This window comes from Allobosea sp. RIT-PG3_2 (genome assembly GCF_057321085.1).
This window is the reverse complement of record NZ_JBXWCA010000003.1, coordinates 522,106-541,983: the sequence shown is the minus strand read 5'-3', so window position 1 is coordinate 541,983 and position 19,878 is coordinate 522,106. Positions and strand designations below refer to the sequence as shown.

17 protein-coding genes are annotated in these 19,878 nt (G+C 66.8%); 5 read left to right on the top strand and 12 right to left on the bottom strand.

Annotated elements, in window-relative coordinates:
• Positions 1-17: 17 nt before the first annotated feature.
• A complete protein-coding gene (locus AC2FAN_RS12880; protein WP_485174441.1) occupies positions 18-2,177 on the top strand; it encodes a S9 family peptidase in 2,160 nt (719 codons plus the stop codon).
• On the opposite strand, the gene AC2FAN_RS12875 is transcribed toward AC2FAN_RS12880, so the two are convergent.
• Positions 2,178-3,557, bottom strand: coding sequence for a hypothetical protein (locus tag AC2FAN_RS12875; RefSeq protein WP_485174439.1), 1,380 nt, complete (start codon positions 3,555-3,557; stop codon positions 2,178-2,180).
• A 288-nt stretch (positions 3,558-3,845) separates the two neighbouring features.
• Here AC2FAN_RS12875 and AC2FAN_RS12870 point away from each other — a divergent pair, with 288 nt between their 5' ends.
• Positions 3,846-4,445, top strand: coding sequence for a superoxide dismutase (locus tag AC2FAN_RS12870; RefSeq protein ID WP_485174437.1), 600 nt, complete (start codon positions 3,846-3,848; stop codon positions 4,443-4,445).
• 73 nt (positions 4,446-4,518) lie between these two features.
• Here the strand turns inward: AC2FAN_RS12870 and AC2FAN_RS12865 are convergent, their stop codons facing one another.
• Together AC2FAN_RS12865 and AC2FAN_RS12860 are read right to left on the bottom strand one after the other, a co-directional pair.
• Positions 4,519-6,204, bottom strand: a complete 1,686-nt coding sequence (locus tag AC2FAN_RS12865) for a methyl-accepting chemotaxis protein (protein ID WP_485174435.1) — start codon at positions 6,202-6,204, stop codon at positions 4,519-4,521.
• A 118-nt stretch (positions 6,205-6,322) separates the two neighbouring features.
• On the bottom strand, positions 6,323-7,156 hold the full coding sequence (locus AC2FAN_RS12860) for a ChbG/HpnK family deacetylase (RefSeq protein WP_485174433.1): 834 nt from the start codon (positions 7,154-7,156) through the stop codon (positions 6,323-6,325).
• A gap of 226 nt (positions 7,157-7,382) precedes the next feature.
• Between AC2FAN_RS12860 and AC2FAN_RS12855 the strand changes: the two genes are divergently transcribed.
• Positions 7,383-8,417 (top strand): glycosyltransferase family 2 protein, encoded by a 1,035-nt coding sequence (locus AC2FAN_RS12855; RefSeq protein ID WP_485174431.1) that lies wholly within the window; start codon positions 7,383-7,385, stop codon positions 8,415-8,417.
• A gap of 6 nt (positions 8,418-8,423) precedes the next feature.
• Entirely contained in the window at positions 8,424-9,950 is a 1,527-nt protein-coding gene (gene murJ / locus AC2FAN_RS12850) for a murein biosynthesis integral membrane protein MurJ (RefSeq protein ID WP_485174429.1), read from the top strand.
• A 3-nt stretch (positions 9,951-9,953) separates the two neighbouring features.
• On the opposite strand, the gene AC2FAN_RS12845 is transcribed toward murJ, so the two are convergent.
• The 4 genes from AC2FAN_RS12845 to AC2FAN_RS12830 form a co-directional block, all read right to left on the bottom strand.
• Entirely contained in the window at positions 9,954-10,931 is a 978-nt protein-coding gene (locus AC2FAN_RS12845; protein WP_485174427.1) for an NAD(P)H-dependent flavin oxidoreductase, read from the bottom strand.
• A 15-nt stretch (positions 10,932-10,946) separates the two neighbouring features.
• Positions 10,947-11,819: a branched-chain amino acid aminotransferase gene (locus AC2FAN_RS12840; protein ID WP_485174425.1), complete on the bottom strand. Its 873-nt coding sequence runs from the start codon at positions 11,817-11,819 to the stop codon at positions 10,947-10,949.
• 126 nt (positions 11,820-11,945) lie between these two features.
• On the bottom strand, positions 11,946-12,263 hold the full coding sequence (locus AC2FAN_RS12835; protein ID WP_485174423.1) for an AzlD family protein: 318 nt from the start codon (positions 12,261-12,263) through the stop codon (positions 11,946-11,948).
• Complete coding sequence (locus AC2FAN_RS12830) at positions 12,250-12,921, bottom strand: AzlC family ABC transporter permease (protein ID WP_485174421.1); 672 nt, start codon at positions 12,919-12,921, stop codon at positions 12,250-12,252. Before AC2FAN_RS12830 ends, AC2FAN_RS12835 begins: the two co-directional genes overlap by 14 nt.
• Here AC2FAN_RS12830 and AC2FAN_RS12825 point away from each other — a divergent pair.
• Positions 12,875-13,705, top strand: a complete 831-nt coding sequence (locus AC2FAN_RS12825) for a 4'-phosphopantetheinyl transferase family protein (protein ID WP_485174419.1) — start codon at positions 12,875-12,877, stop codon at positions 13,703-13,705. The genes AC2FAN_RS12830 and AC2FAN_RS12825 overlap by 47 nt on opposite strands.
• Positions 13,706-13,714: 9 nt before the next feature.
• On the opposite strand, the gene AC2FAN_RS12820 is transcribed toward AC2FAN_RS12825, so the two are convergent.
• The 5 genes from AC2FAN_RS12820 to pheT all read right to left on the bottom strand — a co-directional run bounded on the left by AC2FAN_RS12820 (position 13,715) and on the right by pheT (position 19,874).
• Positions 13,715-14,455, bottom strand: coding sequence for a TerC family protein (locus tag AC2FAN_RS12820; RefSeq protein WP_485174417.1), 741 nt, complete (start codon positions 14,453-14,455; stop codon positions 13,715-13,717).
• A gap of 21 nt (positions 14,456-14,476) precedes the next feature.
• Positions 14,477-15,181, bottom strand: coding sequence for a TerC family protein (locus tag AC2FAN_RS12815; RefSeq protein WP_265052287.1), 705 nt, complete (start codon positions 15,179-15,181; stop codon positions 14,477-14,479).
• Positions 15,182-15,230: 49 nt separating this feature from the next.
• Positions 15,231-16,307: a tartrate dehydrogenase gene (locus tag AC2FAN_RS12810; protein ID WP_265052286.1), complete on the bottom strand. Its 1,077-nt coding sequence runs from the start codon at positions 16,305-16,307 to the stop codon at positions 15,231-15,233.
• Positions 16,304-17,215 carry an alpha/beta fold hydrolase gene (locus AC2FAN_RS12805; RefSeq protein ID WP_485174414.1) on the bottom strand — a complete coding sequence of 304 codons (912 nt, stop codon included), beginning with the start codon at positions 17,213-17,215 and terminating at the stop codon, positions 16,304-16,306. Before AC2FAN_RS12805 ends, AC2FAN_RS12810 begins: the two co-directional genes overlap by 4 nt.
• Before the next feature lie 235 nt (positions 17,216-17,450).
• Positions 17,451-19,874 carry a phenylalanine--tRNA ligase subunit beta gene (gene pheT, locus AC2FAN_RS12800; RefSeq protein WP_485174412.1) on the bottom strand — a complete coding sequence of 808 codons (2,424 nt, stop codon included), beginning with the start codon at positions 19,872-19,874 and terminating at the stop codon, positions 17,451-17,453.
• Between the last annotated feature and the right edge of the window lie 4 nt (positions 19,875-19,878).

Here is a 19,878-nt window from a genome sequence, read left to right as displayed (position 1 = left end):
ACTATCGGAGAATTCCCATGCACTCGGGTCAGCATCGTCAGGTTCGCGGCGCGCCGCCATCAGGGTCGAGGGTGCCGAGAGCGGAAATCAGGACGAAGGAAACCGTCGTCCACGGCGTCGTGCTGCGCGACGACTATGACTGGCTGCGGGCATCGAACTGGAAGGACGTCCTCCGCGATCCCGATGCACTGCCAGACGACATCCGCGACTATCTCGAAGCCGAAAACGCGTATTGCAAGAAGCTGATGGCCACGACGCGAGCGCTACAGCGCGACCTCGTCAAGGAAATGCGCGGACGGATCAAGGAAGACGATTCCAGCGTGCCGCAGCCGGATGGCCCGTTTCTCTACTATTCACGCTACCGCAAGGGCGCCGAGCATCCTCTGATCTGCCGTCGCGCCCGAGATGAAGCCGCCGGCCCGAAGAAGGAGCGCGAGCAGATCATGCTCGATGCCGACGCCCTCTCCGAAGGGAAGGACTTCTTCGATCTCGGCGACACCGCGCATAGCCCGGACCACAAGCTGCTGGCGTGGAGCGCCGATGAGGCAGGCTCGGAACTACACACCATCCGGGTTCGCGACCTGGAAAGCGGCACGGACCTGCCGGACGAGGTCCGCGATACGACCGGCGACATCGTCTGGGCCAATGATTCGCGCGCGTTCTTCTATGTCGCTCTCGATGCCGACCATCGCCCGTCGCGGGTGCTGCGCCATCAGCTGGGCACGCCGAGCAGCGCGGACGAGCTGCTGCATGACGAGGCGGATGCGGGCATGTTCGTCGACATCGACCGCACGCAGTCGGGCCGCTTCCTGCTGATCACCATCGGCGACCACGAGACATCCGAGACGCGGGTGGTCGATCTCGACGACGCCACTGCCAAACCGATCCTGATAGCTGCGCGCCAGATCGGCCGGCAATACGGGCTAGAGCATCATGGCGGCGACTTCCTGATCCTGACCAATGCCGACGAAGCCGAAGACTTCAAGATCGTCAGCGTGCCGGTGGCCGGACCCGCGCCCGAGCATTGGCGCGATCTGGTGCCGCACAAGCCGGGACGGCTGGTCATCAGCCATGTCTGCCTGAAGGGGCGCCTGATCCGCTTGGAACGCGAGGATGGCTTGCCGCGGATCATCGTCCGCGACCTCGCCAGCGGAGCGGAAAGCAGCATTGCCTTCGACGAAGAAGCCTATGGCCTCGGCATGGATGCCGGCTACGAATTCGACACCGATACGCTGCGCTTCATCTATGCTTCGATGGCGCGCCCGGCCGAGACCTACGACTACAACCTCGCGACAGGCGAGCGAAGCTTGCTGAAACGCCAGGAGATCCCTTCCGGCCATGATCCTGCCGCCTACAAGGTGCGCCGCATCTTCGCGACGGCCAAGGACGGTGCGCGCGTGCCGATCTCGATCCTGCATCGCGCCGATACGCCCCTCGACGGCTCGGCTCCCTGCCTGCTCTACGGCTACGGCTCCTATGGCTCGGCGATGTCCGCCTCCTTCAGGACGCGGCCGCTCAGCCTGGTCGATCGCGGCTTCGTCTATGCTATCGCCCATGTGCGCGGCGGCACTGACAAGGGTTGGCGCTGGTATCTCGACGGCAAGCGAGAGAACAAGCGCAACACCTTCACCGATTTCATCGCCGCTGCCGAAGCGCTGGCGGATGCCGGCTTCACCAGCCATGGCCGGATCGTCGCGGAAGGTGGCAGCGCCGGCGGCATGCTGATGGGCGCGGTCGCCAACATGGCGCCCGGACTCTTCGCCGGCATCGTCGCGGAAGTGCCCTTCGTCGACGTACTCAACACGATCCTCGACGACACGCTGCCGCTGACGCCGCCGGAATGGCCGGAATGGGGCGATCCGATCCGCGACGTGAAGGCGTTCGAGACGATCCGCAGCTATTCGCCCTATGACAACGTCACGGCGCAGGACTACCCGCCGATCCTGGCGATGGGCGGGCTGACCGATCCGCGCGTGACCTATTGGGAACCGGCAAAATGGGTGGCAAGGCTGCGCGCCACGATGACGGGCGGCGGCCCGATCATGCTCCACACCAACATGGAAGCGGGCCATGGCGGCGCTGCCGGCCGGTTCGACTCGCTCAAGGAAACGGCGCTGGCCTATGCCTTCGCGATCCAGACCGCCGGGGATGGCTGGCCGTCGACGAAGGGCGTCTGATCAGACGCCCAGCCGGCTCTTCTCGCTGGCGAGATAGACCTTGAGCTCGTCCATCGAGGCGAAGCTGTACTCGCCGTCGGGCGTCCGGGCCTGGATCGAGCCGTCGGCATAGATGGTGAAATGGGCGTCGCCGACCTGATAGGCGCCGACAATGCCCTCATCGGAAGCCGCCCGCTCCGATGCCGGGGCCGGATCGTCCTCTGCCGCATCCTCGCCGGCCGCTACAGTCGTCGGGGGGGTCTCCTGCTCATCCTGCTCCGGCACGACCTCATGCTCCGGCAGAACCTCGTCCGAAGCTGTCACCGCCTCCGGTTCTTCGTCAGGCTCCGTCACGACCTGCTCTGAGGCAGCCGTAAAATCCGGGGCCTCGGTCCGCGGGGGCCAGGGCAGAGAAGCTGCCTCGGGGGCATCCTCGTCTGTGGGAGCGTGGGTCTCGAACCATGGCTCCTTGCGTGGCGAGGCCTTGTCCATCCAGGCTTCGGCTTGCGCGAACGGATCGGCCTCCGGCGCGAGCGAGGGCTCCACCCGCGTGTCGGTCCCGATGGGTTCGTTCAGATGGCCGGCCAGGCTCTCGCGCAGCAGGCTGAACTCGTCGAAGCCGGACGCGCTCCCGGTGACAGGCTTGTTTTCATCCTGTGCGGCAGGAAGATCGTCAGCATGTTCCTCAGAAGGCGGGGGGGCGACAACGATCGGCTCGGCCGCATGCGCGAGAGCTTCATCCTCCGCTACAGGCTGAATCTTCGCAGCGACGATCTCCGCCGGCTCATGGCTCTCCGTCGCGATCGCGATCGGCGCTTTCTCGGCCTCTTCGGCCTGTTCGAACGGCGCATCCTCGAACATGTCGGGCAGCGGTTCGGCGGGCTCGATCAACGCCGCTTCTTCCTGCACGTCGTCCTGCTTCGCTTCCGCTTCCTCGAGGCGCCGTGCCACCAGCGTTCCGAACAGATCGCGCTCTGGGGTGGAAGCGCCCTCGGTCGCAGGCGGCGCCGTCTCCACGGCCGGCATCCCAAGCGTATCCGCCACCGCGCCGGCAGCGACGGCGCCGGCTGCCGCGCCGATGGCAGCGGGCGCGAGCACCGAACTTCCCGAGGCGCTGTCCGGACGCGCGGCCTCCCACGGCACGCGCACGACATCGACTGTAGCCGGCGCCTGCAAATCGGGCCGCATCTGCGCGGCTTCGGCCAGCGAACGCTTGAGCGTGCGGATCTCACGCAGGACCCAGGCGAGCGAGATAAGGATCAACCCGGCGCTGCTTGCGATCGAACCGATGATGACCTGGGTGAAACCGCGCTCGAGGACCAGATAGGGCCAGCCGTCATAGATGGCATAGGCGCCGCCACCGAAGAGAAAGAGGCCCAGAACGGTAAAAATCGCGATCAATTTCGCATCCTTGGCATGAGCCGCACCAGCGCTGGGACGCAGCGAAGGCGCATGACTATCTAACGTATTGAATAAGGGAGAGTTTCCAATCCGGACGGCTAAGAAGGAGGAATCTGGCGCGATTGTGGCCGCCTGTCGAGAAGACATGCGCATTTCGCAGTGGCAGCGGTTGTCGACCGGCGCCGGGGGGCTTAACTATCGCATGGAATGGCAGGGCTTCCCTGCCCCCGTCCAGTGATGGCAAGCCATTCTCATTCAAGCGATTTTCATAGCCCGAGGAGAGACCTCATGACTTTTACTCTTCCTGATCTTCCCTACGCCCATGATGCTCTCCAGCCCTTCATGTCGAAGGAGACGCTCGAGTACCACCACGACAAGCACCACCTCGCTTACGTCAACAACGGCAACAACGCGATCAAGGGCACGGAATTCGAAGGCAAGTCGCTGGAGGAGATCGTCAAGGGCTCCTACGGCAAGAACGCCCCCGTCTTCAACAATGCCGGCCAGCACTACAACCACCTCCATTTCTGGAAGTGGATGAAGCCGAATGGCGGCGGCAAGATCCCGGGCGCGCTCGAGAAGGCGATCGTCGATGCCTTCGGCTCGGTCGAGAAATTCAAGGAAGACTTCGCCGCGGCCGGCGTCCGCCAGTTCGGCTCAGGCTGGGCCTGGCTCGAGGTCAAGGGCGGCAAGCTCGCCGTCAGCAAGACCCCGAACGGCGAGAATCCCCTCGTCCATGGCGGCACGCCGATCCTCGGCGTCGACGTCTGGGAGCACTCCTACTACATCGACTACCGCAACCGTCGTCCCGACTATCTCAAGGCCTTCCTGGAGAGCCTGGTGAACTGGGACTATGTCGCGGAGCTCTACGACGCCGCCAAGGCCTGAGCCTTACCGCAGGCTGGAAATACAGACGGGGCCTTGCGGCCCCGTTTTTTTATGGCCGGTGCTGCGACTTCGCTCAGGCGGCGACGTTGCGCAGGAACTGGTCGACCGTCGAATCGAGACGCTGCGCCTGGGTGGCGACCTCGCTGGCGGCGCCGCGCACCTGCTCGGCCGAGCGGCCGGTCTCCTCGACGCTGTCGGCGAGCACGCCGAGATCGCTCGATACCGAGAGCGAGGAGGAGCTCGCCATCGCCACGCCGCTGGCGATCTCGCCGGTGGCAATCGCCTGCTGCTCGATCGAGGTCGCGACCGAGTTGGCGAACTTCTCGATGGCGTTCATGCGCTCGGCGATGTTCTGGATCGCGCCGACGACCTGTCCGGTGGCGCCCTGGATCGCGGCGACCTGGGCGACGATACGGTCCGTCGCGTCCGCGGTCTGTGCCGCCAGCGACTTCACCTCGGAGGCGACGACGGCGAAACCACGACCGGCCTCGCCGGCCCTCGCTGCCTCGATCGTCGCATTGAGCGCCAGCAGATTGGTCTGCGCGGCGATGTCGCGGATCAGGTTGACCACCTCGCCGATGGCGCGCGCCGTCTCGTCGAGTTCGCGCACGGAGCCGGCCGTATCGCGCGAGGCGGAAGCCGCCTCGACGATCTCGGTGCGGACGCGCCGCACCTGGAACTCGACCTCCCGAATGGCCGCGCCCATCTCCTCGGCCGCCTGCGCGGCATTCTCGACGTTGCCGGAGGCGCCATGAGCGTTGTCGGCGGCGCGGGCGGCGCGCTGGGACGATTCGGCGGCGACGCGCGCGAGCCCGTCCGAGGCTTCGCGCATCCGCTCGGCATTGTTCTTGAACGCTTCCAGCGCGAGCCCGACCTCGCTGCGAAACGACGTGATCGCCATGTCGACGCCCTGCTGGCGGTCGCGCTGCTCGGCCTCCGACACGCTTTGCCTTTGCTGAAGCGTCGCACGCTCCGCCAACCGAACCTTGAGCACGCCGAGCGCCCGCGCAATCGCGCCGATCTCGTCGCGCCGCTCCAGCGCATCGATGGGAGTGTCCAGCTTGCCGTCCGAAATGCTGACGATCGATTTCGTCATGCTGCGCAGCGGCCGCATCGTCCGTGACAGCGAGAACCACAGCAGCGGCCCGAGCACGACCAGGATGAGGAGGCCAAGCCCGATGGTGACGAGTTGCTCCCAGGCCGCGCGAGCCACAAGCCGGGTCTTGTCGAAACGCAGCGCGACGTAGCCGATCAGCTTCTGCTGGTTGCCGACACGCACCGCATGAATCTTCGAGACGAAGACATCATCCTCGATCGTGATCTCTTCACGACCCTGCAGGACCTTCCACGGCTCCTCGCCGATGAGCTTGGCCAGCCATCGAGGCGTCAAAGAGAGACGGGCGTCCTCATTGCGTCCGGCCGAAGCCAGAGCGGAGAGATCATCGCCGACCAGGCCCGCATCGAAATCGGGATCGCGCCGAAGCGACGTCAGGATGTAGCCGAGCGTGTTGGTGTCGCGCGAGAGGATCAGGGACGGCGCCGCATTGACCACCATCAAGGTGAGCGCCGTGATCTTCTGATCCAGATCGGCGCGCGTGCGGGCATCATTGTAGCGTGCGACCGCCATGACGACGAGGACGACCGCCACGGCCACGATCGCCACGGCGGCGGCAGCGATCTGCCGGCTGAGCGAGCCCAGGCCTCGCCCGACCGGCTGCGCCAACTCGCCCGCAGCGGAGGCGCGTCTGAACCACGTCATCGAGCCTGATATCCCCGAAATCCGGCGCAACAGCTGCAAAGCAGAGCGCCCAACTACCCTGGGCCAACATTCGCCGATCCCGGTAAACAAATCGCTTGCGCGCCAGTGGCGACGCGGATCAGCCCGCCAGCTCTGCAAAACGGCGCAACGGCATGCCAGGAGGCGGTTGGAAAGCGGCGAGCGCGGCATGCTCGACAGGTCGCGTCGCAGTGACGGGATCGAGCCCTGCCAATTCGTCGTCGATGAAGCCGGGATGGCACATGACGAGATGGGCCGGGCCGGGATCGATCAGGAAGCGGGCGAGATCAGCGCCGAAATCGCGCTGAGGGTCGAAAGGCGCCACGCCGGAGAAGCCTCGGTTGACGCGAAGCTGCCGCCGCAGCGCCGCGCTGCGGAAACCCGTTGCGAGGCCCGCGATCACAAGTGCCTTGCCGACGGCGACGCCGCGGGTCCGGATCGCCATCACACGGTCGGCAGGATCGCGCAGATAGAGCGAGCCGGCTGGATAGCGCCGGGCCAGCAGGTCGAGCAGCGCCCCCCGGACACCCGGCAGAACATGGACATGCTGGTGGCCGTCGACGAAGTCGGGCGGGCGCCCCAGCGCCTCTTCGAAGGCGTCGAGTTGGCGTGCGATCTCGGCCGCAATCTCGGCCCGCACAGTCCCTGAGGAAACGGCGGCGCGGGCGACATCCTTCAGGCCGGGCAGAGTGCCGCCCGGCGCGAGGCTGGGCATCTTCGTGATCGGCGCCGCGCAGGTGAGGTTGAGGTGGAGGCCGAGATCGGCTTTGCCGGTAAACGCCGCCAGTTCCGGCGCGAGCCGGCGCCAATGCGGGCGGTTGGTCATCGCGCCGGTCGCCGTGAGCTTGCCGCGCCCGAGGAGGTCGAGGATGGCGCGGCTGACGCCATCGGTCAGGGCGAAATCATCGGCGCAGAGGATGAAGCCTTTCGCCATGCCGTTCGTTATTCCTCGTTCAGCTGCATCGCGCTATAGCGCGGCAGGCTTGTCGGCCGGCAAGCTTTAAGGTTCTGTGCCACGCGCGTCATCCGGCGATGACGCTGGAGCATTTCCGCGTTTCCCTGAATCGCGAAAATGCTCGAGCCGTTTGTTTTATCGCATTTTCTTTACGCGAACCGGTATCCACTTCGCTTGAAAATGCTCTAGCGCTGAAAGGGCGTCCGTGTCGGACATCGCGTCCAGCCCCGCTCCTGCCGCTCCCGGTACCGGCACAGGCCGGCCGGAGCTCTCCGTCGTCGTGCCCGTGCACAACGAGGCGGAGAACCTGCCCCTGCTGGTGGAACGGCTGCGGACGGTCCTCGACGAGGCGGTCTCCTCCTGGCAGCTCGTCTTCGTCGACGATGGCAGCCGCGATGAGACGCTGGCCGTCATCCGCGGCCTGAATGCCGCCGATCCGCGGATCAGCGCGGTCTCCTTCAGCCGGAACTTCGGCAAGGAGATCGCCATCGCCGCCGGGCTCGACCACGCCCTGGGCGACGCTGCGATCATCATGGATGCCGACCTCCAGCATCCGCCGGAGACCATCCCGGCCTTCCTGGCGAAATGGCGCGAGGGCTATCTCAACGTCTACGGCCAGCGCACCGACCGCGAGGACGAGACGCGGCTGAAGCGCAACTTCGCCAAGATGTTCTACCGCATCTTCGGCTATTTCGGCGAAACCCCGCTGCCGGAAGGCGCCGGCGATTTCCGCCTGCTCGACCGCAAGGCCGTCGATGCGCTGCGCGCGCTGCCGGAGCGGGCGCGTTTCTCGAAGGGGCTCTATGCCTGGGTCGGCTTTCGCTCCGTGGGCGTGCCCTTCCATGTCGCCGAGCGCGAGCACGGGCAGTCGAAATTCAAATACCGCAAGCTGTTCTCCTTCGCCTTCGACGGGCTTTCCTCCTTCTCCACAGTGCCGCTCAAGGTGGCGACATGGTCGGGGGCGGTCATCGCGGTGATCGCGGCGCTGACGGCAGCCTACTTCCTGCTGCGGACGCTGCTTGTCGGCACCGACCTGCCGGGCTTCCCGTCCCTGATCGTCTCGATCATGTTCTTCTCCGGCATCCAGCTGCTTTCGCTCGGGATGATCGGGGAATATGTGGGGCGCATCTTCGCCGAGGTAAAACGCCGTCCGCTCTACCTGATCGGGGAACGAGTCGGTTTCGACGCGCGTACGGTCGACCATCCGCGCGGCGACGCACTGCCGCCGCTGATCCGCTAGGCCTTCATGCTCAGAAACATCCTGTCGGTCGGCGGCTATACGCTGATCTCGCGCCTCACCGGCTTCGCGCGCGACATCATGCTGGCGGCCGTGCTGGGCGCCGGCGCGACGATGGACGCCTTCTCTGTCGCGCTGCGCCTGCCCAATCATTTCCGTGCCATCTTCGGCGAAGGCGCCTTCAACCAGGCCTATGTGCCGACCTATGCCCATGTCTTGGAACGGCAGGGCCAGGAGGCCGCCAGTCTCTTCGCCGACCGCCTCTTCACCGTTCTCCTTCTCGTACAGATCGCGCTGCTGGCGCTGATGCTGCCCCTCATGCCCTGGCTGGTGACGCTTCTGGCGCCCGGCTTCACTCGCGACCCCGCCGTCTTCGAGCTTGCGGTCGCGCTGACGCGGATCACCTTCCCCTATCTGCTGTTCGTGACCATGGTCACGTTCCTCGGCGCGACGCTGAACGCCGTCGAGCGCTATGCCGCATTCGCCGCCGCGCCGATCCTGTTCAACGTCATCATCATGGCGGCGCTGGCCGTGCCGTTCCTGTTCCCGAGCGCGGCCCATGCCGCGGCCTGGGGCGTCTCGATCTCGGGCGTGGCGCAGTGGGTCCTGCTCTACGTCGCGGCGAAGCGGGCCGGCGTCTCCAGCACGGTGGTCAAGCCGCATATGGATGCCGGCGTCCGGCGCTTTCTGAAGGCGTTCGGCCCGGCCGTTATCGGCTCGGCCGGAGTGCAGATCGCGATCTTCGCCGATACGATCATCGCCTCGCTATTGCCGCGCGGCGGCTATGCGGCGCTCTACTATGCCGAACGGCTCTACCAGCTCCCGCTCGGGTTGATCGCCATCGCCGTAGGCACCGTCGCGCTGACATCGATGAGCCGCGCCGTCGCGCGCGGCGACGAGGCTGCCGCCAATCGTGCGCAGAACCGTGCCATCGCGATCTCCCTCATCGCCAGCGCGCCCTTCGTCGCGGCCTTCGTAGCCGTGCCCGAGCTGATGGTGGCCGGACTGTTCCAGCGCGGCGCCTTCGACGCGCAGGCGAGCGCCGCGGCCGGCGCCGTGCTCTTTGCCTACGCGCTCGGCTTGCCGGCGATCGTGATGATTCGGACGCAGGTTTCGGCTTTCCAGTCACGCGGCGACACCAAGACGCCGATGCTGATCGCGCTCGCAGCCATCGCCTGCAATCTCGCGCTGAAGCTCCTGCTCTGGCGCGACTGGGGCGCGCCCGGCCTCGCGCTTGCGACCGCAGCCGGAGCCTGGGTCAACCTGCTGACGCTGTTCGTGCTGGCGCGGCGGCGCGGCTGGACACAGGTCGACCGGCGCCTGCCGGGCTTCGCGGCGATCGTTTGTATTGCAGCTGTCATAACAGGGGCTCTTGCCTGGTGGGCTGCGCCGCTGGCGCTGCGGCTAACAGCGGCCCTGCCCTTCGAGCCGCTGCTGATAGCGGTAATCCTCCTGTCGGGGGCAGCAGCAGTCGTTTACGCCGCACTCGCAGGCAGCGCGCTGAAGGCGACAGGGCTGCTCAGGCTCCTGCGCTGAAGCTCAGGCGAGGAGGCGATCGGCGCGACCGAGCAGCGCCGCAGCCTGCGCCACCATGCGCTCGACGATCTCGCTGGCGGTGGGGATATCGGCGATCAGCCCCGCCGACTCGCCGAAGATGACGGCCGCCTTCTCGGGATCGCCGGCCATGAAGGCCTCGCGATAGGCCGGAGCTTCCGTCTCGATGGCGGCTTTCAGTTCGGCATCACGGCCAGCCCATTTCGCGATGAAGGCGTTGTCGCTGACGCGAATGTCGAAAGGCTTCGGCCAGTCGAGCTGGCGGGCGATATCGGGCAATGCGGAACGTATGGTCTCGTCGCCGCTTGCGGCTACGGCCACCGCATGATGGCGCTCATGCACCAGCGCCTCGCGGCTTGCCCAGAAGCGCGTACCGACGAGCACACCATCGGCGCCGAGCATCAGCGCTGCAGCGAGCCCGCGCCCGTCGGCGATGCCACCGGCTGCGAGCAGCAGCGTATCGGGACTTTCGCGAGCGATAAGGTCGGCCGCCTCCGGCACGAAGGGCAGCGTCGCGCGGCGATGGCCATGGCCGCCGGCCTCGGCGCCCTGTGCGACGATGATCGCGGCACCGGCATCGAGCGCCTGCCGGACATGTGCGATCGACTGGCACTGGCAGATCAGCGGCACGCCGGCGGCCGCGATCTCGGCGGCGAAGGGGGTGGGATCGCCGAAGGAGAGCATCAGCGCGGCCGGCTTGTGGGCCAGCGCCTGGGTCAGAAGTTCGGGCTTCCCTGCCATCGACCAGGTGATGAAGCCGCAGCCGACCTGAGTGTTGCCGGCAGCGGTGAATTGCTGCTCGATCCAGGCGCCGTCGCCGTAGCCCCCGCCGATCAGGCCGAGGCCGCCCGCCCGGGTGACGGCGGCGGCGAGCACCCCGCCGCCTGCCAGCGCCATCGGCGCCGACAGGATCGGGTGGGCGATGCCAAGCCGCTCGGTCAGCCGCGTGGCGAGACGCGCCATGTCAGGAGGCCGGGCTCAGGCAGCCTTGGCCTTGCTGTGGGCGAAGTCCATGTAGAGTTCGCGGGCGCGGCGGAAGAGCGGGCCGGGCTGGAGCGTGCGGTTGTCGATGCGCGTCACCGGCATGCACTTCGAGTAGTTGCCGGACATGAAGATCTCGTCGGCCTGCTCGAAATCCTCGTAGCGCAGGCTGCATTCCTCGACGACCACGCCGCTCTCGCGCATCAGCCTGATGACGCGCTGGCGGGTGATGCCGTTCAGGAAGGTGCCGTTCGGGACCGGGGTCTTCACGACGCCGTCCTTGGCGAGGAAGATGTTGGAGGTGGCGGTCTCCGCGACATGGCCGAGCATGTCGAGCACCAGCGCGTTGTCGAAACCGGCGGCCTTCGCCGCCTTCAGCACGCGGGCATTGTTCGGGTAGAGGCAACCCGCCTTGGAATCGGTCGGGGCGGTCTCGTAGCTCGGGCGGCGATAGATGCCCTTGGTCACCGAGAAGCCGGCGGTCGGCTGCGGCATCGCCGCCTCGAACAGGCAGAGCGCGAACTGGGTCGAGCCGGGATCGGGCATGATGGTCGACGGGCCGTCGGCCTCGGCCCAGTACATCGGCTTGACGTAGAGCGCCGTGCCGGGCGCGAATTTCTTGGCGCCCTCATACATCTTCTCGACGATGAACTCAGGGGTGACGGTGGGCTCGAGGCCCAGCGCCAGCGCCGAACGGTTCACGCGGGCAGCGTGCAGATCGATGTCAGGTGCCACGCCATCGAAATAGCGGCCGCCGTCGAAGACCGAGGAGCTCTGCCACAGCACATGGCTGCGCGGACCGACGATGCCAGGGTTGCCCTCGTGCCAGGCGCCATCGAACCACGTCCACGTCTGAGAATACCATGCCATGACGGCGCTCCATTTTAGTCAGTTTTACCGTGCCGCACCGTCCTCCCCCCACCGTCCGCCGTCAACACATGCCAACGCATATCGCGATGACGGGATGTGATGGAAGCAATCGGAACAGGTGATGGGTCAGAAGCCGAGCGCGCGCAGGGCGGAGATCGCGGCCATGCCGGTCAGCAGCGCCAGCAGCTCGCTGCGCCGCAGGATCATGGTGCCGATGGCGACCAGCAGGGCCAGCGCCGCAGTCCAGCCCAATCGCTCGATCAGTGGCAGGACGGTCGCGACCACTATCGAGCCCGGCAGCGCGGCGAGCCCGCGCCGGACATGCGGCGTCAGCGGGATGACGCTCATCAGCGCCACGCCGGCGACGCGGCAGAGATAGGTCGCCAGCGTCATCGCGCCGATGGCGAGGATCGCGCCCCAGGTGCCGGGATCAGGCAGCGTCATCGCGGAACGCTCCCGTCACGGCGCCGGCGAGCGAGCCGACGATGATGAAGGCATAGCCATCGACGAGCTTGGCCGTCACCAGCGCGACGAGCCCGGCGACAACCCAGGGCACCGCGCCGCGCCGACCGCGCCAGAGCGGCACGATCATCGCGGCGAAGAAGATCGGCATCACGAGGTCGATGCCATAGCGGCGCGGATCCGACACCAGCGCGCCGAGCATGTAGCCGCCGCCCGTCGCGATGACCCAGACCGCCCAAAGCGCTATGCCCGCTCCGACAAGCACGCCGAGATCGCGCCCGCCCTCGGCCTGGTAACGTGTGCCGATCAGCCAGTTGGCGTCGGTGAAGAAGAAGAGATGGAAGGCGTTGAGCGTCTTGGGATACTGCGCGAACCAGGGCTGGAGCGCGGCGCCCTGCAGGACCATGCGCGCATTGACCGTCGCCGTGACGACGGCGAGGCCAGCGATGGCGCCCCAGCTCCATTCAGGCCGCCAGATTTCCATCGCCACGAGTTGCGACACGCCACCGTAGACGAGGGCGCTCATCAGCATGGTTTCGAGAAAGGACAGCCCTTTTGCCGAGGCCGCAGCGCCGAAGGCGACCGCGAAGACGATGACGCCCGGCATCAGCACAGAGACCTTGCGCACACCCAGCAGCATGCCGGCGCCCGTAACCGGCGCTCGCTTTTCGGTGGTCGGCAATGTGTTCGGATCGGGCGACATCGCGTTCCAGAAGCGGAAAGCCCGCGCGCGCGTCAACGCGCACCAAAGGCGCAGCTGCATGAATTGCGCGCAGAACGCGACAGTACGCGGCAGCATCTCTAGAGTCCGCGCCATGCTCTGGCTCGATTCCAGCGACAGCGTGGCCCCGGCCCTACCGGCCGTCTGGCTGATCCCGACCGGGACGAGCCCGCGCGATCTCGGCGAGCGCTCGGCGCTGAGGCGCGGCGTCGCGCGGCGCCTGCTCGCCCGCCAGCTTGGCTGCACGGACGAGCAGGTCGTGATCGCGCACGATCCGGCAGGCCAGCCGCTGCTCGTCCAGCCCGGAGACAGGGGTTTGCAGCTTTCGCTCGCGACGCGGGCGGGCGTGGTCGCGGTGGCCCTGGCCTCGCAGCCGGTCGGCGTCGATGTCGAACGGGTCGAGACACAAGCCCTGCCGCCGCTCGATGTGCTGCATCCCGCCGAACGCGAAGCTCTGGATGCGATCGCGCCTGATGCCCGCGCCCTCGCCTTCGCCCGCCTCTGGGCGGCGAAGGAGGCCTATGTGAAGGCGCTCGGCACCGGTTTCGGACGGGCTCCGGAGAGCTTTGCGGTCGGGCTGTTATCAGACACGCACTTTTGCGTGGCGGATCCACTGCGACCCACCGACATGACGGGGTATCTCCGCACCATGAAAAACGGCGGCCAGGACATCCTGGCCGCCGCGGTGATCGTTCTCGATTGACGCCGGGGATCAGCCCGGCTGGTCGGCCGGCTTGCGCTTCAGCACATAGCCGAGGACGCAGACGAAGAGCGCACCGATAACCGCCGCCGCATATTGCGGTATTTTCGCCGGGCCGATGCCGAGCGGATTGACCTCGACCGGGATCGTCATGACCCAGTCCGGCCAGTTCGCCTGCAGCCAGCGCAGCACCGCGATGTCGCCGAGGATCATCTCGGCCGCGATCCAGCCTAGCAGCGCGGCGCCGAGCCAGATCAGGATCGGGAAGCGCTCGATGATCGAGGTCAGGAGCTGCGCGCCCATGATGATCAGGGGGATCGAGAGCAGCAGGCCGAAGATGAAGAGCTCGGGATGGCCGCGCGAGGCCGCCGCGATGGCGATGACGTTGTCGAGGCTCATCACGGCGTCAGCGATGGCGATGGTACGCACCGCCTTCCAGAGGCTCTCGCTCGCCTCGATGTTGCCGTGGGATTCCTCCTCGCCCACCGCGAGCTTGATCGCGATCCAGAACAGCAGGACACCGCCGACCACCTTCAGATACGGCACCGCGAGCAGATAGGTGACGACCAGCGCGAAGACGATGCGCAGGCCGACGGCTGCGCCGGCACCGAGCCAGATGCCGATCTTCTTGCGGTTCTCCGGCAGCGAGCGGCAGGCGAGCGCGATGACGATCGCATTATCGCCGGAGAGCAGCAGATCGATCCAGATGATCTGCAGCAGCGATATCCAGAAGGTGGAGGACGAAAAATCCATCGAAGGTCTGCCCCTTTCTTGTCAGTGAGCCGGGTCGGGCCGGCGCGATTTGATGAGATAGCCGAGACCGAGCACGAGCAGCGCGCCCAGGATCGCGGCCGGGTATTCCAGCTTGTGCAGCAGTTCCTCGCCGAAGCGGGCGATCAGCCAGGGATCGCTCTCGAACATCTCGCCGGCGACCCAGCCCAGCAGCGCCGCACCGGCCCAGACCAGGATCGGGAAGCGCGTCAGCAGATTGGTGATCAGCGAAGCGCCGAGCACGATCAGCGGGATCGAGATGATCAGGCCGGCGATGAGGAGCGGGATCGAGTCCTTCGCCACGGCGGCGATGGCCAGCACGTTGTCGAGGCTCATCACGATGTCGGCTATCGCGACGGTCTGCACCGCTTTCCAGAGCTTGCTGCTGGCGGTGATCGAATCCTCGTCCTGGCCCTCGTCCTCAACGATCAGCTTCACCGCGATCCAGACGAGCAGAACCGCACCTATGATGCGCAGGAACGGCGTGTTGAGCAGCGACGCGATCAGCACCGTGAAGACCACCCGCAGCACCACTGCGACACCGGCGCCGAGCGCGATGCCCTTGGTCCGCTGCGCAGGCGCCAGCGCGCGGCAGGCCAGCGCGATGACGACGGCGTTGTCGCCTGAGAGCACGATGTTGAGGAGGATGATCTCGGCCAGCTTGCCCCAGATCAGGGGATCGACAATCGATATCGACGACAAATCCATATCTTCAAATCCCTGCGTTCAAATCCTTTGCGACGACCGGCGGGCCGTCTTAAAGCGCCTGCTCGACCGCCTTGCCGGCCGCCTGCGTGCCGAGCGAGCCGCCGAGATCCCGCGTGCGGGTGCCAGCGTCGCCGAGCGCACGCTCGATCGCGGCCTCGATGCCCTTCGCGGCTTCGTGCTCGCCGAGATGATCGAGCATCATCGCGCCCGACCAGATCATGCCGACGGGATTGGCGATGCCCTGCCCGGCGATATCCGGCGCCGAACCGTGGACCGGCTCGAACAGCGAGGGATGATCGCCGGTCGGGTTGATGTTGCCGGAGGGAGCGATGCCTATCGTACCGGTGCAGGCCGGGCCGAGATCGGAGAGGATGTCGCCGAAGAGATTGGACGCGACGACAACGTCGAAGCGGTCCGGGTTCAGAACGAAATGCGCGGTCAGGATATCGATATGATACTGGTCGACGGCGACGCCGGGATAGTTCTTCGCCATCTCCTTCACCCGCTCGTCCCAGTAGGGCATCGTGATCGAGATGCCGTTGGACTTGGTGGCGGAAGTCAGCTTCTTGCGCGGGCGGCGCTGGGCGAGCTCGAAGGCGTATTTCAGCACGCGGTCGACGCCGACGCGGCTCATCACCGTCTCCTGGATGACGATCTCGCGCTCGGTGCCGGCATACATGCGCCCGCCGACCGAGGAGTACTCGCCCTCGGTGTTCTCGCGGACGACGAAGAAGTCGATGTCTCCCGGCTTGCGGCCCACGAGCGGGCCGGGCACGCCCGGCATCAGCCGCACGGGGCGCAGGTTGACATATTGGTCGAATTCGCGCCGGAACAGCAGCAGCGAGCCCCAGAGCGAGATGTGGTCCGGCACCTGCTGGGGCATGCCGACGGCGCCGAAATAGATCGCATCGTGGCCGCCGATCTTTTCCTTCCAATCATCAGGCAGCATCTTGCCGTGCTTGGCGTAGTAGTCGCAGGAGGAGAAATCGAACTCGTCCAGGCGAAGCTCGAAGCCGAACTTCTTCGACGCCGCCTCCAGCACGCGCAGGCCCTCGGGCATGACTTCCTTGCCGATGCCGTCACCGGGGATGACGGCGATACGGTAAACGCGATTGGTCCCGGTCATGCGGTTTCTCCGAAGAACGCCCTGAACTCCGCGGCGACGAGATCAGGGACCTCCTCCGCAAGATAATGCCCGCCCGGCAGGGCATGGCCGCGCACATCCTGCGCACGCTCACGCCACAAGGCCAGCGGGTCGAAACATCTTCCGATGATGCCGTTCGCGCCCCAAAGCGCAAGCAGCGGCTGGGTCAGCTTGCGCCCGCCATCCTCATCATCGTGGCGAATGTCGATGGTCGCTGCGGCGCGATAGTCCTCGCAGCTGCCGTGGATCGCCGCGGGGTCGGCGAAACAGCGGAGGTAATGGGCGAGCGCCTCAGGTGCGAAAGGCCTCATCCCGGCCGAGCCGGACCCGCATTTCTTGCGCCAATAGGCCTCCGGATCGGCACCGATCATGCGCTCCGGGAAGGGCGCCGGCTGGATCAGGAAAAACCAGTGCCAATAGGCGCGGGCGAAGGCGTCGGTGGTGTTGGCGTACATCTCGCGCGTCGGCGCGATGTCGAGCGTGGCAAGGCGGATGACGCGGTCGGCATGGTCGAGCGCCAAGCGATGGGTGACGCGGGCACCGCGATCATGCGCACCGACGAAGAAGCGTTCGTGGCCGAGCGCGGTCATCACCTCGGCCATGTCCTGCGCCATGGCGCGCTTCGAATAGGGGGAATGCTCGGCGTCCGTCGCAAGCTTGTCGCTGTCGCCATAGCCGCGCAGATCGGCGCAGACGAGGGTGAAGCTGTCCTTCAGCCGCGAAGCGACCTTGTGCCAGAGTGCGTGCGTCTGCGGATAGCCGTGCAGCAGCAGGAGCGGCGGCCCCTCCCCACCGGTCCGCACGCGGATGCGCGCGCCCGACGTCTGAACGTCGAGCAGGCGAAAACCGGGGAAGAGATTGTCCGTTACAGGACGTTTGGTGAGGCTCATCGGACCACGGCAATGCAAGAATACGCCAGCCGATACCCTGAAAGCTCAGGGATTTCGCGCACGGATTATTACACAATCCTGATCAATGGTGGGAGCTTGGCGGGCGCCCGGACGTCATTCTCGGGCGCCGCGAAGCGGTGACCCGAGAATCTCCTGCCAAAAGAGGGCGAGAAAGCCTCGCCCTGCACGCGCTGCTCGGGTCGAGCCCGAGCATGCCGCGCGTTGGATGGCGGCGTTACCCGCGCAGGGTCGCGCCGTAGCGCTTGCCCATCTCGGCGACGATCCTGGTGCCGACGGCCTCGATCTCGGCTTCGGTCAGCGTCTTCTCGGTCGGCTGCAGCGTCACGGCGAGCGCGACCGACTTCTTGCCGGCCTCAACGCCCGCGCCCTCGTAGAGGTCGAAGACGCCGACATTGGCAATGAGCCCGCGATCGGCGCCCTGGGCGGTCTTCGCCATATCTCCGGCCGCCACCGCCTTGTCGACGATGAAGGCGAAGTCGCGCGTCACCGGCTGGAAGTCGGAGAGGGCTAGCTTCGGCTTGACCTTGGTCGGCTTGGACTTCGGCAGCGGCAGCGCATCGAGATGGATCTCGAAGGCGACGAGCGGCCCCTTGACGTCGAGCGCCTTGAGGATGCGCGGGTGGATTTCGCCGAAGGCACCGACGATGCCTTTGGGGCCGAACTGCAGCGTGGCCGAGCGGCCGGGATGGGCCCAGACCGGGCCGCCCGCAACGATCTGCAGGCCACCGGTCGGCACGCCGAGCCCGGCCAGCAGGCCGAGCACATCGGCCTTGGCATCGAAGGCATCGACCGGCTTGGCGCCGCCATCCCAATGGCGACCGACGCCTTCGAGGCGGGCCGTGCCGCGACGCAGGCCCGTGGCGGCGATGAGCTGGCCTTCCGGCTCGTCGCTCTTGAAGACCTGGCCGACCTCGAACAGCGCGACATCGGGGAAGCCGCGATCGGCGTTGGTCTGCGCAGCCCGGATCAGGCCCGGCAGCAACGAGGGGCGCATGTCGGAGAGATCGGCGGCGATCGGATTGGCGAGCGCGAGCTTGGGCGAGCCGCCGCCGAAGAGCTTGGCCTGATCCTGCGAGATGAAGGACCAGGTCACGGCCTCGACGAGGCCGCGCGCCGCGAGCGTACGCTTGGCGATGCGGGTGCGCTTCTGCAGCACGGTCAGCATCGGCTTGACCACCTCGCCCTTGATGCGCGGCAGCGGCGTCGAGGCGACACGATCCAGGCCGGCGATGCGGACGATCTCCTCGACCAGATCCGCCTTGCCGCCGACATCGGCGCGCCAGGACGGCGGCGCGACCTTGACCCGGTCACCCGCGCCCGAGACGTGGAAGCCGAGCGAGGTCAGCGCGAGCTTCATCTCCGCCTGCGGCAGGTCCAGCCCGGTGAGGCGCTTGACCTCCGACCAGGGGAAGTCGATCGCGCCGGGGCTGTCAGGCAATTCGCCGGCGAACTCCATCTCGGAGGCTTCGCCGCCGCAGAGATCGATGACCATCGCCGTGGCGAGGTCGAGGCCAAGCCGGGCGAAATCGGGATCGACGCCGCGCTCGAAGCGATAGCGCGCATCCGAGTTGATGCCGAGTGCGCGGCCCGAGCGAGCGATGTTGAGCGGGTCCCAGAGCGCGCTCTCGATCAGCACGTCGGTGGTCGTTTCGCTGCTGCCGGAGGCTTCGCCGCCCATGATACCCGCGAGCGACTCGACGCCGTGCTCATCGGCGATCACGACCTGCTCGTCGGTGAGCGTATAGGTCTTGCCGTCGAGGGCGAGGATGGTCTCGCCTGCCTTGGCGCGGCGCACGGTGAGGTTGCCCTGCACCTTGGCGGCGTCGAAGACGTGCAGCGGGCGGTTGCGGTCGAGCGTCATGAAGTTGGTGATGTCGACCAGCGCGTTGATCGGGCGCAGGCCCACGGCGCGCAGCCGCGCCTGCAGCCAGTCGGGCGACGGGCCGTTCTTCACGCCACGCACGAGACGCAGCGCGAAAGCCGGGCAGAGCTTGCGGTCCTCGTCGGCGAAGTCGAGCGTAACCTTGACCGGGCATGGGAAGCTGCCGCGTACCGGCGGTACCGACGGCGTCTTGAGCTTGCCGAGGCCGGCAGCGGCGAGGTCGCGCGCGATGCCGGCGACGCCGAGCGCATCGGCCCGGTTCGGGGTCACCGCGATCTCGATCACGGCGTCGTCGAGCCCGGCATAGGTCGCGTAGGGCTGGCCGACCGGCGCATCGTCAGGCAGATCGATGATGCCGTCATGGTCGTCGGAGAGTTCGAGCTCGGCCTCGGAGACCAGCATGCCGTTCGATTCGACGCCGCGGATCACGCCCTTGCCAAGGGTGATCTTCTTGCCGGGGATGTAGCTGCCCGGCGGCGAGAACACGCCCTTCATCCCGGTGCGGGCATTGGGCGCGCCGCAGACCACCTGCACGGGCTCGCCCGCGCCGGTATCGACCAGGCAGACGCGCAGCCGGTCGGCGTTGGGATGCTGCTTCGCCTCGATGACATAGGCGATGGTGAAGGCGGAGAACGCGGCGGCGCGATCCTCGATCGCCTCGACCTCGAGGCCGATGCGGGTCAAGGTTTCGGCGATCTCGGCGACGGAGGCGTCGGTGTCGAGGTGCTCTTTGAGCCAGGAAATCGTGAATTTCATCGCG

Excerpts from the sequence above, each read along its gene's own strand:
- AC2FAN_RS12880 (WP_485174441.1), top strand. The coding sequence starts at position 18 with ATGCACTCGGGTCAGCATCGTCAGGTTCGCGGCGCGCCGCCATCAGGG.
- AC2FAN_RS12870 (WP_485174437.1), top strand. The coding sequence starts at position 3,846 with ATGACTTTTACTCTTCCTGATCTTCCCTACGCCCATGATGCTCTCCAG.
- AC2FAN_RS12865 (WP_485174435.1), bottom strand. The coding sequence starts at position 6,204 with ATGACGTGGTTCAGACGCGCCTCCGCTGCGGGCGAGTTGGCGCAGCCG.
- AC2FAN_RS12860 (WP_485174433.1), bottom strand. The coding sequence starts at position 7,156 with ATGGCGAAAGGCTTCATCCTCTGCGCCGATGATTTCGCCCTGACCGAT.
- murJ (WP_485174429.1), top strand. The coding sequence starts at position 8,424 with ATGCTCAGAAACATCCTGTCGGTCGGCGGCTATACGCTGATCTCGCGC.
- AC2FAN_RS12845 (WP_485174427.1), bottom strand. The coding sequence starts at position 10,931 with ATGGCGCGTCTCGCCACGCGGCTGACCGAGCGGCTTGGCATCGCCCAC.
- AC2FAN_RS12840 (WP_485174425.1), bottom strand. The coding sequence starts at position 11,819 with ATGGCATGGTATTCTCAGACGTGGACGTGGTTCGATGGCGCCTGGCAC.
- AC2FAN_RS12835 (WP_485174423.1), bottom strand. The coding sequence starts at position 12,263 with ATGACGCTGCCTGATCCCGGCACCTGGGGCGCGATCCTCGCCATCGGC.
- AC2FAN_RS12825 (WP_485174419.1), top strand. The coding sequence starts at position 12,875 with ATGACGCCCGGCATCAGCACAGAGACCTTGCGCACACCCAGCAGCATG.
- AC2FAN_RS12830 (WP_485174421.1), bottom strand. The coding sequence starts at position 12,921 with ATGCTGCTGGGTGTGCGCAAGGTCTCTGTGCTGATGCCGGGCGTCATC.
- AC2FAN_RS12820 (WP_485174417.1), bottom strand. The coding sequence starts at position 14,455 with ATGGATTTTTCGTCCTCCACCTTCTGGATATCGCTGCTGCAGATCATC.
- AC2FAN_RS12815 (WP_265052287.1), bottom strand. The coding sequence starts at position 15,181 with ATGGATTTGTCGTCGATATCGATTGTCGATCCCCTGATCTGGGGCAAG.
- AC2FAN_RS12810 (WP_265052286.1), bottom strand. The coding sequence starts at position 16,307 with ATGACCGGGACCAATCGCGTTTACCGTATCGCCGTCATCCCCGGTGAC.
- AC2FAN_RS12805 (WP_485174414.1), bottom strand. The coding sequence starts at position 17,215 with ATGAGCCTCACCAAACGTCCTGTAACGGACAATCTCTTCCCCGGTTTT.
- pheT (WP_485174412.1), bottom strand. The coding sequence starts at position 19,874 with ATGAAATTCACGATTTCCTGGCTCAAAGAGCACCTCGACACCGACGCC.